The organism is Micromonospora costi (assembly GCF_003626655.1).
Taxonomy (GTDB): Bacteria; Actinomycetota; Actinomycetes; order Mycobacteriales; family Micromonosporaceae; genus Micromonospora; species Micromonospora costi.
This window is the reverse complement of sequence record NZ_RBAN01000002.1, coordinates 449389-462200: the sequence shown is the minus strand read 5'-3', so window position 1 is coordinate 462200 and position 12812 is coordinate 449389. Positions and strand designations below refer to the sequence as shown.

Sequence of the window (12812 nt, the reverse complement as noted above, 5' to 3'; positions counted from 1 at the left end):
CCGGCCCTTCGTGGTGCCGGTGGCTGCTCCTGCGTCAGTTGGCGGAGTAGCCGCGGGTGGCGATCCAGTCGGCGAGGTTGTCCACGCTCATCCGGTAGGACGCCATGTTCGGGTCGGCCGAGTCGGCGATCGTCACGACCTTCCCGCCGTCCCGGTAACCGATGACGCTGATGTAGTGCCCGCCCTCGAAGGAGTGGGTGTTGCCATCGGTGTCGGTGGCGGTGCCGGCGATGTTGGCGACCACGGCGCGGCCGTCGTCGACCGTACGTACGATGTCCGCCTGCAGCTTGTCAGTCTGCTTGTCGTCGGCCTTGTTGGTGCTGATCTCGACGCTCCGGTACACGTTCTTACCGGTCTCCTTGTTCAGTACCGGGGTGATGTCGTTGATCGAGTTGGTGCCGGCCTCGGTGGTGCCCATCTCCTTGGCCATGGCGTCGACGTTGATGTCCTTGCCCTGGACCGAGAGAGCGTTACGGGTCGCCGCGGGGCCGCAGTAGAAGAAGTTCGGCTGGGCCTCGTAGCGCACGTTGAGCTCCCGCTCACCGTGGCCGCCGCCCTTGCGCTCGGCCTGCGCGGCCGGCTTGGCGTCGGCGTGGGCGGCGATCGCCGGAGCGGCGATGCCGATACCGGTGGCGGCGATGCCGGCGGTGGTCAGTGCGGTCTTACGGATCAGATCGGTACGCATGATGGGTACTCCTCTGGTCGGGGGTGTGAACGTGCGACTGCGCCGCACGGTGAAGACAAGGGGATTCGGTGTGCCCGGCGGCCTGGCCTGCTCGGGCGCTCCGGGGTGTAACGATGCGGGCCGGTCCGGCATTCCGCCGGGGGGTGGCCGGCGTTCCGGTTCAACCGACGGGTCAGGTCCGGCATTCCGCCGGGCTGTGGCCCGCGTTCCGGGGTTCAACCGACGGGTGGGGCTCGGCATTCCGCCGGCGCCGCCCTCGGTGTGGCCCGGGGACTCAACCAACGGGGCCGGCCGGGTGTTCCGATCGGGGCCCTCGGTGGCCGGGGGAGTCAACCAACCGGACCGGCTAGGTGTTCCGCAGACGGAGCGGTTGGCTCCGGGGGTGGCCGCGGCGGGAGCTCGCTGCTCCGCCCGGCACGACCATGTTCAACGACCCGGACCCGGCCGCGATTCCGCCACCCAGGTGACCCCAGCCACGGCACATCCGACCCGAAACCAGACATCCGGGCCCGGCCGGGTCCGACCGAACCGGGCGCCCGTCCGCTCCACACCTCGCGGCCCCCACCCACCCTGTCGATCATGCAGTTGTGGTGCCTCGCAAAAGTGACATTCCGGGTCTAAGCGGCCACCACAATTGCATGATCGACCGGAGTGGGGGGCCGGGGTGGGAGGGCGTCCGGTTTGCCCGGTCCGGGTGCGCCTTGGACGGACATTCGGGTATGCCTTGGACGGACCCTTGGGGACACGCTGGTGCTGGCGGCCGGTGTTGGGGCCGGCCTGGGCACTCCGGCCGCCCGTTGTTCTGTCTCGCCTGATCGACTCGGGTTTCTGGAAGTCGCGCTGTTGGGACGGGTGGGACACCGCGACTTCCTGGAACCGGAGTCGATCAACCGTTCGGCGGGGCGTGATCGACACCAGATCGCCGATGTGGCGGTATCCGGCGCGCGGGGACCCCGCCGTATCGGCGAAACGGAGTCGATCACGGTTTGCGCTGCGTTGCGGCATTGGCGCCCGACCGCGTCACCTCGGCGAAATGGAGTCGATCAAGGGGTGTTCGGCATCGACGAGCGAGGGGCGTCGCCCGGGTGTGCCGTCGGTTCGGCCGGTGTCGGCGATGGGGTGCCCGTGGGGCGGGCGCTGCTGATGGGTCCGGTCTGTGCCGGGCCGCGCCGAGGGTGCCTCCTCGCGCTTGATCGACTCGACTTTCCTGAAGTCGCGCTGTCGGGACGGGCGGGACACCGCGACTTCCTGGAAGCGGAGTCGATCATGGATGAGTCGGTCGTCCCGCGTTGTCGACGGGTTTGCCACGATGGCCGGCATGGAGATGTGGAATAACCCGGCCTGCTCGAAATGCGCCACGGCCCGCGCGACCCTCGATGAGGCGCGGGTGCCCGTCCGGCTGCGGGCCTACCTGGAGCAGCCGCCAAGCGTCGAGGAGTTGACCGACGTGCTGCGCCGGCTCGGCGCGCGGCCGTGGGAGGTGTGCCGGACGCAGGAGCCGGTGGCGGGTGAGCTGGGGCTGACCGACTGGCCGCGGGACGACGCGAACGAGTCGCGGTGGATCGAGGCCATGGCCGCCCACCCCGAGTTGATCCAGCGGCCGATCCTCCTCCTCGACGACGGCACGGCAGTGGTCGGCCGTACGCCGCAAGCGCTGGACGCCGCTGTCGATCGGGCGACCGGCGGCGCCGGCGCCTGACGAGCGGCCGGGTCGGCGCCGCCCGCGTCGGCGGCCGGGCGGGTCGACGGCCGGGAAGTCGCGGCCGGGCGGCGGCCTCGCGCCTGACCAGGCCGGGCGGGGCCGGTCGGCGACCGCGGCGGGTCGGGCCGGGTCGCGGGGCTCGCGCGGTGCGGCGTTTTCTCGCACGGGGAGCGGGAAAGCGCGCGGCGGCTCAGCGAACCGACCGTGGAAGGAGCGCCCGGTGTCGCAGCACGGCCTGCCCACCGTCGCGCAGCGGCCCACGCCGGTCGCCGGTGCGCCGCTGTACTGCGACGCCCGCGACCACGGGTTGCAGGGCGACGGCTTGACCAACGACCAGCCGGCGCTCGCCGCCCTGGTGGACCGGCTCGGTGACGGGTACGCCGCGGACGGCCGGCCCCGGGTCATCTACTGCCCGCCGGGCATCTACTCCATCCGGGACGCCGGCACGGTGTGGCGCAGCGGGGTGTCGCTCGTCGGGGCGGGACCGGCGGCCACCCGCTTCACGTTGAGCAACGCGGGAAACCGGGCGGACCCGACGCCGCTCGCATTCTGGACCACGGTGCAGCACGGCGCGGACCGGGACCGGCACATCGCGGACTGCACGTTCGCCGATTTCGAGATCGACGGTTCGGGCGTGGCGATGGCCGAGTACAGCTACCTCGCCAAGGGGCTGGGCCTCCAGTACGTCGTCCGCGGCGTGTTCCGGAACCTGTACATCCACCACACGGGAGCGACGGGGCTGGGCTGCGACTTCCTCCAGGACAGCCTGATCGACGGGTGCGTGGTGGTCGGCTGTGGCCGGCTGGACAACGGTGAGGAGATCGGCGGCGCGGGCATCGGCGTCGGCATCGGCGGCTGGGGCGAGGTGGAACGGCTCACCATCGCCAACTGCACGACGGTCGCCAACGGAACGAACGGGATCTTCCTGGAGTTGCAGAAGGACTACTGGACGCCGCCCCGAGGCTTCCGCATCATCGGCTGCCACAGCCAGGCCAACCGTTTCGGCATCTCCGACTGGGGCGCCGACGGGCTCATCGTGTCGGCCTGCACCCTGACCGGCAACCTGGAGGCCGGCTTCGACGTGTCGGCGAACGGCACCGCGGGGATCGCCGGTCGCGGCGGTCTGCTGACCGACTGCGTCGTCGACCGTAACGTCGGCGACGGCGTCAGCATGGGCAACACGCCGGGTCCATACACCGTCCGGGGCAACCGGATCAGCGGCAACGGGGCGTACGGCTACCACGAGCACGATCTGGGCCGGGGCTACCAGGGCGCGGCCGTGGACATGGTCGTCGACAGCAACGAGATCTGGGACAACGGTCTCGACGGGATCCGGGTCGACCGGCCGATGACCGACGCCATCGTGGTCAACAACCGGATCCGCAACAACGGGCAGCGCTGCGCCCCGGCCGTGACCGGGGGCGGTGATTCGGTGCGGTACGGCCCGCGGGCCATGTCGGACCGTACGGCGCACTGGCCCGCCGACGGCCACCGCGGCAAGGTGCTGCGGGTGGGTTCCCGTACGGCGGTCGTGGCGGGCAACACCGACACCGAACTGTTCCTCGCCGAGATCCGGCCGGACTCCTACACCGCCTGGAACGAGGACACCCCGTTGCCGGGCTCGGCGTACGCGTTGCCGGAGCCGCCGCCAACCCGGGCCGGCATCACCGTCAACGCCGCGTTCGACTCGGCCACGGTCCGCGGGAACCGGGTCTGGGACCACCGTGACGAGCAGAGTCAGACGTACGGGCTCTGGATCACGGAGCAGGGCAGTTGCGTGGCGTGCCGGGTCCAGGACAACGACTTCGCCGGCAACGCGGCCGGGCCGCTCCGGCTGGACACCCCGCCGATCGGGGGGCGCTGGGACCGCAACGAGTACGACGACGACTGACGCGCGATCAGTCGTTCGCCTCGGCGTGCCGCGCGCGCAGCCGCTCCCGGATCTCCTCCGGTGTGTACGCCCGGCGCCGCCGTTCGGCGCGGGCGATCACCACACCCGTGGCCGCCACCCCGGCGAGGCCGGCCAGCCCGAGCACCTTCCACCACCGCATCCGTAGCCGCATCGGCCTAGGGTAGACGCCTATGAGCATCAGCCTGGACGAGGCGGTGGAGCTGACCCGTACCGGGGACGTATGGGTGTTCCGCGGCCGCAGCGTGCCGGACCGCGCGATCCAGCTCACCACCAACAGCCCGGTCAACCACGTGGGCATGGCCGTGGTGCTGGACGACATGCCGCCGCTGATGTGGCACGCGGAGCTGGGCCGCGCGCTGCCCGACCTGTGGTCGGGGAGCCACCAGCGCGGCGTGCAGCTGCACGACCTGGCGGACGCGGTGCGCGTGTGGGCGAACCGCTACGGGCAGCGGGCGTGGTTGCGCCAGCTCGACCCGCCGGCGGACGGCGAGATGGAGAACGCGGTGCTGCGCACCATCGCCCGTCTGGACGGGACGCCGTTCCCGTCGACCGCCCAGCTCGCCTGGCGCTGGGTGCGCGGGAGGGTGCCGCAGCTGCCCCGGCCGGGCGGGCGCGGGCCGCGGCGCGGTGCGGGCGGGGCGCGGCCCGTGGCGGTTCCGGACCGGACGCTGGAGACGGCGTACTGCGCCGAGGTTGTGGCGGTGACGTACGAGGCGATGGGCCTGCTGGCTCCCGGCCGGCGTCCGAACTGGTACGACCCGGGCCGATTCTGGAGCGGCGACGACCTCGACCTGGCCGGCGGCGCCCGCCTCGGCTCCGAGATCGAGGTACGCGTACCGGCGCGCTGAGGTTTGGCCGGCGTGGCCAGCGGCAATTGCTTCGGCCGTGAGAGCCTCCACCGACCTTGACGCGCTGACCGACTTCTTCGACCGGTACGGCGTGGCGCTGACCGCCGGCGACGTGCCGTCCCTCACCGGCTGCTACGCCCTGCCCGGCCTGGTGGTCACCGACACCTACAGCTTCTCGTTCAGCTCGCTGGCCGCGGTGGCGCTCTCCTTCGTCGGCGCCGCGCCGGACTACCACGAACGCGAGCTGGTCGCCGCGCACGCGCTCATCGAGGACGTGCAGCCGGTGTCCGCGCTGCTCACCGAGGTGGCCGTGGAGTGGGAGTTCCTCGACAGCCGTGGGGCGCGGGTGCCCGGCGAGCGCTACCGGTACCTGCTGCGCAGCACCGACACCGGTCCGGTCATCTGTACCGTCGTGCGCACCGGCTGACCGGAGTGCCGCCCGCCAGCCGTTTTCCGCGGCGCACCGTCTGGTCGGTCGGTTCGCCGACGCCGCCGTTCCCGCCGTGGCCCGCGCTGACTACTCTGGCGCATCGGCTCGAACGAGAGGGGACTCATGCCTGTGCGGCCTGCCGGACCACCGGACCCGGGGACCGCGCCCAGGATGCTGGCTTCGGTGCCGTGGATCGTCGTCCTGCTCGGTGTGGCGACGTTGGCGACCCTCCTGCTCGTCGCGTCGCTGTCCTTCCGGGTCCGCGAACCGGAGCCGGTCGCCGCCTCGGTACCGCCGCTGGACCTGCCGATCGCCCCGGTCGGCCCGTCCACGTCGGCCAGCGCCTCGCCCACTCCGGAGCCGACCCGGTCGACGGCCGCCCCGGCACGACCGTCCCGCATGTCTACACGGCCGTCGCCCGCGGCGCCGCGCTCGTCGGGCCCGCCTCCGGCGGCGCCGTCGGAGAAGCCGGGCCTGTTCGCCGCCGGTGCGCTGACCGCCACGTACCGGGTGCGCGACGCCGATCGGTACGGCGTCGTGGCGGAGGTCCAGGTGCACAACGACAGCGGCCGCGCCGAGGAGTGGACGGTCCGGCTGCGCCTCGACGGCCGGATCCGGGACGTCGACGTGTCCGGTGACGGCCGGGTGCGGGTGGACTACCGCGGCGACGGGCGGTACCTGCTGCGCGGCACGAATCCGCTGCCGGACGGCGAGAGCGTCACGCTGGAGCTGCGGTTCAGCCGCAACGACGGCGACGGCCGGCTCGTCGAGTGCACGGTGAACGGCAACGACTGCGCCGCCGGGTGACCCGTTACGCTCCCCACGGCTGTCGAGGGAGGGACATTGTCCGGCACGAGTGACGAACCGCGATCGCTCGGGAGGGCCATCGCGTCCTCACCGTGGATCGTGGTGTTCGCCGGTGTGGTCGTCATGGTGGTGCTGCTGGTCGTCGCGCTGGGCACGTACCGTGGCCGCAGCTCGGGGTCGGAGGCGCCGCGCCAGGCGAATGCCGGGGCGCCGCTGCCCACGCCGCGCTGGCCGTCGGCCGCCTCGGCGACCGCCACCGCGAGCGCGACGGCGCGGCCGACCGTGGCGGCGTCCGCGTCGACGACGCCGCCCACGCCGAGCCTGTCGGTGCGTCCGACGACGCCGTCCGCCCTGAGCCCGTCCGGTTCCGCGCAGCCGGCCGCCGCGCCTCCGGTCGCGGCGAGCCCGCAGGTGTCCGCGCCGCCGCCGGCGGCACCGGCGGTGACCGGTCGCTACCGCGCCGAGAACGCGTTCTCGGGCGGCTTCATCGGTGAGGTGAAGGTCAGCAACACGTCCCGGAGCCGGCAGGACTGGGAGGTCCGGCTGGTGTTCTCCGGCGGCCGGCTGGTCACCGCCTGGGTGGCGAACGACCGGCAGGGGACGCTGCGGCAGGCGGACGGCGGCTACACCTACACCGGCGGCGAGGCCCTGGCGCCCGGTGCCTCGGTGCTGCTGCAGTTCCATGTGGAGCGGGCCAGCACGAGCCCGACCACGTGCACCGTCAACGGCACGGACTGCTCCGGGCTCTGACGACCGGCGGGGGCACCACCGACGGTCGAACCTTACGCAATCCACTGTCGTGTTGCGACGTTGTTTGCAAGGTATTGCAGAACGTTTCGGCAAGGGCTAGCGTGCGGGCCAATCAACGACCAGAGGAAGGCCGTCGATGGAACCCCCGCCGACATCGCGCACGTCCCTGCTCGCTCTCGTCACCCTGCTCGCCCTCACGCTGGTCGGCACGCCGGTCGCCGTGCACCGGCTCGGCGGGACGTCCACGGCGGAGGCGGCCGGCGCGGCCGCGCCGGCCGCCGGCGGTGCCGCCCAGTGGCGCACCGAACCCTCCGCCGAGGCCCTGCTCGCCGCCGGCGACGACGCGGCCCGGGCCGAGCAGTTCTACTTCGTCCTGCCCGACCGGTTCGCCAACGGCGACCCGCGCAACGACCGCGGCGGCCTCGCCGGCGACCGGCTCCGCACCGGGTACGACCCGCAGGACAAGGGCTTCTACCACGGTGGCGACCTCAAGGGGGTCACGGACCGGCTCGACTACATCCAGGGGCTCGGCACCACGGCCATCTGGCTCGCGCCCGTGTTCAAGAACCGGCCGGTGCAGGGCAGCGGGGCCGACGTCTCCGCCGGCTACCACGGCTACTGGATCACCGACTTCACCCAGGTCGACCCGCACTTCGGCAGCAAGGAGGACCTGGCGAGGCTGGTCCGCCTGGCGCACCAGCGCGGCATCAAGATCTACCTCGACGTGATCGTCAACCACACCGCCGACGTCATCCGGTACGCCGAGGACCGGTACACCTATGTGGACAAGGCGACCTCGCCCTACCGGGACGCGCAGGGGCGCGCCTTCGAGGACCGGAACTACGCCGACGGCACCCGGGACTTCCCCGACGTGAACGGGAAGTCCTTCCCGTACACCCCGACGTTCCCGACCCCGGCCGACGCGACGGCCAAGGTCCCGGCGTGGCTCAACGACCCGACCATGTACCACAACCGGGGCGACTCCACCTTCGCCGGCGAGAACAGCGAGTACGGCGACTTCTACGGCCTCGACGACCTCTGGACGGAGCGTCCGGAGGTGGTGCGGGGCATGACGAAGATCTACGCCGACTGGGTCACCGGGACCGGGGTCGACGGGTTCCGCCTGGACACGGTGAAGCACAGCAACCTCGACTTCTGGCCCCAGTTCAGCCAGGGCATCGAGCGGGCCGCCGACCGCGCCGGCAAGAAGGACTTCTTCATGTTCGGCGAGGTCTACAGCGCCGATCCCGAGGTCACCTCGACGTACGTGCGGCGCGGCGGGCTGCCGGCCACCCTCGACTTCCCGTTCCAGGAGGCGGCGCGCGGCTACACCGCCGGCGCGGGCTCCGCGAAGGCGCTCGCGGACGTGTACGCCCGCGACGACCTCTACGCCGCCCGCGACACCGACGCCAACCGGCTCACCACCTTCCTCGGCAACCACGACATGGGCCGGATCGGCTCGTTCATCGCCGGCGGCGGCACCGACCCGGCCACCCACCTGCGCCGGGACCAGCTCGCCCACCAGCTGATGTTCCTCACCCGCGGCCAGCCGGTCGTCTACTCCGGCGACGAACAGGGCTTCACCGGCCCGGGCGGGGACAAGGACGCCCGGCAGGACATGTTCGCCTCGGCGGTCCCCGACTACCTCGACGACGACCTGCTCGGCACCGACCGCACCCACGGCGTCGACCAGTACGACCGCGCCCACCCGCTCTACCGCACGATCGCCGACCTGGCCGCGCTGCGCCGCGCCCACCCGGCGCTGCGCGACGGCGTCCAGGTCACCCGGTACGCGGCCGACGGGCCCGGCGTCTTCGCCTTCTCCCGGGTCCTGCCGAGCGAGCGCACCGAGTACGTGGTGGCGGTGAACAACGCGGACACCGCGCAGACTGTCACCGTGGACACGTGGTCGGCCGGCGCGACCTTCACCGGCATCCACGGCGCGTCCGGCACCGCCACCGCGGGCGCCGACGGCCGGCTGACGCTGACGGTGCCGCCGCTGTCCGCCGTGGTGCACCGCGCCGGTACGCCGATCGCGCGCCCGGACCGTGCGCCCTCGATCACGATCACCGCGCCGTCACCGCAGGAGCCGGTCGCCACCCGGGCCGCGGTCACCGCCCAGGTCACCGGCGACCCCCTGGCCACGGTCACGGTCGCCGCGGGGGTGGCGGGCGGGTCCTGGACACTGCTGGGCAGCGCGCACCGGGCCCCATACACGGTGCACCACGACCTCACCGGCCTAGCGGGCGGGACGAGGGTCGAGTACAAGGCGGTCGTCCGCGACGGGCGCGGGCGCACCGCCACCGCCCGGTCCACCGCCACGGTGGGCACCCCGCCGCCGGCCGCATCCCGCGACTGGGCGGTCGTGCACTACCAGCGTCCGGCCGGGGGGTACGACGACTGGAGCCTGTACGCCTGGGGCGACATCGACCCGGCCTACGTCACGCAGTGGCCCGACGGTCAGCCGTTCGTCGGGGAGGACTCCTACGGACGATTCGCCTGGGTGAAGCTCAAGCCGGGCGCGGCGTCCGTCGGCTTCCTGGTGGTCGACAAGGCGGGCAACAAGGACGTCGGCGACGACCGGACCATCGACGTGACGCAGACCGGGGAGGTCTGGCTCAAGCAGGGCGACCCGACGGTCTACCCGACCCGCCAGGCGGCCACGGGCGAACCCGACCCGCCGGTCGACGAGGGCACCGCCGTGATCCACTACCGGCGGGCCGACGGCAACTACGACGGCTGGGGCCTGCACGTCTGGGACGGCGCGGCCAACCCGACCGAGTGGTCCGACCCGCTGGAACCGGCGCGCGTCGACGCGTTCGGCGCGGTGTTCCGGGTGCCGCTCGCGGCCGGCGCGACCGGGCTCAGCTACATCGTCCACCGGGGAGACGAGAAGGACCTCCCCGACGACCAGCGGCTCGACCTCGCGAGCGCCGGGCGGGAGGTGTGGCTGCTGGCCGGCACGCCGGGCCGGCTGCTCCCGCCGACCGCCAGCACCGGCGGAGGGGACCTCGACATCACCAGGCAGCGGGCGCACTGGATCGACCGGTCCACCGTCGCCTGGCAGACCGGGCCCACCGACGGCCGGCGGTACGCCCTGGTGACCGCCCCCGCCGGCGGGGTGACGGTCGTGGACGGCGAGCTGGCCGGGACGTACGCCACGCTGCCGCTGACCGCGCAGCGCAACGGGTTGACGGAGGCGCAGCGCACGGCCTTCCCCCACCTGTGGGCGTACCGGGCCTTCACCCTGTCCCGCGGCGACCTGGCCCGGGTGCCGGCCGCGCTGCGCGGGCAGCTGCTGGTGACCGAGCGGGACGCCGACGGCACCCTGCTGGCCGCCACCGGCGTGCAGATCCCCGGAGTGCTCGACGACGTGTACGCCCGCGCCACCGACGCGCGCCTCGGGCCGACCTTCGCCGGCCGGACGCCCACGCTGTCGGTGTGGGCGCCGACGGCGCGGACGGTGTCGTTGCAGCTGTTCGACTCGCCGTCGGCCGGGCCGCGGACCGTCCCGATGCGCCGGGACGACCGCACCGGCGTCTGGTCGGTGCGCGGCGACCGGTCGTGGACGGGGAAGTACTACCGCTACCAGGTGCAGGCCTGGCAACCGGCGGCGCAGCGGATGGTCACCGCCTCGGTGACCGACCCCTACTCGGTGGCGCTGGCGCCGGACTCCACCCACAGCCAGCTGGTGGACCTCGCCGACCCGGCGCTCGCCCCGCCCGGCTGGTCGGCGCTGCGCAAGCCGGCCCCGGTGCCGCCGAGCCGGGCGCAGGTCTCCGAACTGTCGGTGCGGGACTTCTCGGTGGCCGACGACACCGTGCCGGAGCGACGCCGCGGAACGTTCCTCGCCTTCACCGACCCGTCCACCGCCGGGATGACACATCTGCGGGCGCTCGGCGACGCCGGGGTCACCCACCTGCACCTGCTGCCCGCGTTCGACTTCGCCACCATTCCCGAGCGTCGCGCCGACCAGCGGCAGCCCGACTGCGACCTGGCCGCGCTCCCGCCGGACTCCGACCGGCAGCAGGCGTGCGTCGCGGCGGTGGCCGAGACCGACGGCTACAACTGGGGGTACGACCCGCTGCACTACACGGTGCCGGAGGGCGGGTACGCCGTCGACCCGGCCGGCGCGGCGCGGACCGCCGAGTTCCGCCGGATGGTCGCCGGCATCAACGGCGCCGGCCTGCGGGTGGTCATGGACGTGGTCTACAACCACACGTCGGCCGCCGGCACGGACCCGAAGTCGGTGCTCGACCAGATCGTGCCGGGCTACTACCACCGGCTGCTGGACGACGGCACGGTGGCCACGTCCACCTGCTGCGCCAACACGGCTCCCGAGCACGCCATGATGGGCAAGCTCGTGGTGGACTCCGTGGTCACCTGGGCGAAGGCGTACAAGGTGGACGGCTTCCGGTTCGACCTGATGGGGCACCACCCGAAGGCGAACATCCTGGCCGTGCGCGCGGCGCTCGACAGGCTCACCCCGGCCCGCCACGGTGTGGACGGCCGCTCGATCCTGCTCTACGGGGAGGGCTGGAACTTCGGCGAGGTGGCCAACGACGCCCGGTTCGTCCAGGCCACCCAGGCCAACATGGCGGGCACGGGCGTGGGCACCTTCAACGACCGGCTCCGCGACGCGGTGCGCGGCGGTGGCCCGTTCGACGAGAACCCGAGGGTCCAGGGCTTCGCGTCCGGTCTCCTCACCGACCCCAACGGCGACCCGGTGAACGGCACGGCGGCCGAACAGCGGGCCCGGCTGCTGCACCAGCACGACCTCATCAAGGTCGGCCTCACCGGCAACCTGCGCGACTACCGGTTCACCGACTCGACGGGCGCGCGGGTGACCGGGGCGCAAGTGGACTACAACGGCTCGCCGGCCGGGTACACGGCCGCGCCGGGGGAGGCCGTCACGTACGTCGACGCGCACGACAACGAGATCCTGTACGACGCGCTGGCGTACAAGCTGCCGCAGGGCACCTCGGCGGCGGACCGGTCGCGGATGCAGGTGCTCGCGCTGGGCACGGTGGTGCTGGGCCAGGGCACCGGCTTCGTGACCGCCGGCACCGAGCGGCTGCGTTCGAAGTCGCTGGACCGCAACTCGTACAACTCGGGGGACTGGTTCAACCAGATCCGCTGGGACTGCGCCCGGGGCAACGGCTTCGGCGCCGGCCTGCCGCCGGCCGCGGACAACCAGGCCAAGTGGCCGTACGCCCGTCCGCTGCTGGCCGACCCGGCCCTGATGCCCGACTGCGCGGCCATCGACACCACCGACGCCCGCTACGGCGAGCTGCTGAAGATCCGGGCGTCGTCGCCGGTCTTCGGGCTGGCCAGCGCCGAACAGGTGCAGCAGCGAGTCGCGTTCCCGCTCTCCGGCCCGGCGGAGACGCCCGGCGTGCTCACCATGACGCTGGACGGTCGGGGCCTCGACCCGCGGTGGGCGTCGGTGACGGTGGTCTTCAACGGCACGCCGGACACGGCGAGCCAGCGGTTGCCGGGGCTGCGGGGCGCGGACGTGTCCCTGCACCCGGTGCTGCGCACCTCGGCGGACCCGGCGCTGCGGACCGCGTCGTTCGACCGGACGACCGGCACGTTCACGGTACCGCCCCGCAGCGTGGCGGTCTTCGTGCAGGCGCGCTGAGGCACGACGCGGACCGGCCCCCTCCCGCTGGTGCGGG

The 12812-nt window shown here is 73.0% G+C and carries 9 protein-coding genes; 7 read left to right on the top strand and 2 right to left on the bottom strand.

Annotated elements, in window-relative coordinates:
- Positions 1–34: 34 nt before the first annotated feature.
- Positions 35–685: a C39 family peptidase gene (locus D7193_RS12870; RefSeq protein ID WP_120779718.1), complete on the bottom strand. Its 651-nt coding sequence runs from the start codon at positions 683–685 to the stop codon at positions 35–37.
- A gap of 1318 nt (positions 686–2003) precedes the next feature.
- Here D7193_RS12870 and D7193_RS12865 point away from each other — a divergent pair.
- Together D7193_RS12865 and D7193_RS12860 are read left to right on the top strand one after the other, a co-directional pair.
- Positions 2004–2384, top strand: a complete 381-nt coding sequence (locus D7193_RS12865; protein WP_120780374.1) for an ArsC/Spx/MgsR family protein — start codon at positions 2004–2006, stop codon at positions 2382–2384.
- Positions 2385–2607: 223 nt separating this feature from the next.
- Positions 2608–4278 (top strand): right-handed parallel beta-helix repeat-containing protein, encoded by a 1671-nt coding sequence (locus D7193_RS12860; protein WP_120779717.1) that lies wholly within the window; start codon positions 2608–2610, stop codon positions 4276–4278.
- Between the two features lie 7 nt (positions 4279–4285).
- Here D7193_RS12860 and D7193_RS33690 read toward each other — a convergent pair whose 3' ends face one another.
- Positions 4286–4450, bottom strand: a complete 165-nt coding sequence (locus D7193_RS33690) for a hypothetical protein (protein WP_174242608.1) — start codon at positions 4448–4450, stop codon at positions 4286–4288.
- A 19-nt stretch (positions 4451–4469) separates the two neighbouring features.
- Between D7193_RS33690 and D7193_RS12855 the strand changes: the two genes are divergently transcribed.
- The 5 genes from D7193_RS12855 to pulA all read left to right on the top strand — a co-directional run bounded on the left by D7193_RS12855 (position 4470) and on the right by pulA (position 12775).
- On the top strand, positions 4470–5147 hold the full coding sequence (locus D7193_RS12855; protein ID WP_120779716.1) for a hypothetical protein: 678 nt from the start codon (positions 4470–4472) through the stop codon (positions 5145–5147).
- Positions 5148–5184: 37 nt separating this feature from the next.
- A complete protein-coding gene (locus D7193_RS12850; RefSeq protein WP_120779715.1) occupies positions 5185–5574 on the top strand; it encodes a hypothetical protein in 390 nt (129 codons plus the stop codon).
- A gap of 186 nt (positions 5575–5760) precedes the next feature.
- A complete protein-coding gene (locus D7193_RS12845; RefSeq protein WP_120779714.1) occupies positions 5761–6384 on the top strand; it encodes a hypothetical protein in 624 nt (207 codons plus the stop codon).
- A gap of 102 nt (positions 6385–6486) precedes the next feature.
- Positions 6487–7134, top strand: coding sequence for a cellulose binding domain-containing protein (locus D7193_RS12840; RefSeq protein ID WP_241562966.1), 648 nt, complete (start codon positions 6487–6489; stop codon positions 7132–7134).
- A gap of 136 nt (positions 7135–7270) precedes the next feature.
- Positions 7271–12775, top strand: coding sequence for a pullulanase-type alpha-1,6-glucosidase (gene pulA, locus D7193_RS12835; RefSeq protein WP_120779713.1), 5505 nt, complete (start codon positions 7271–7273; stop codon positions 12773–12775).
- Positions 12776–12812 lie beyond the last annotated feature (37 nt).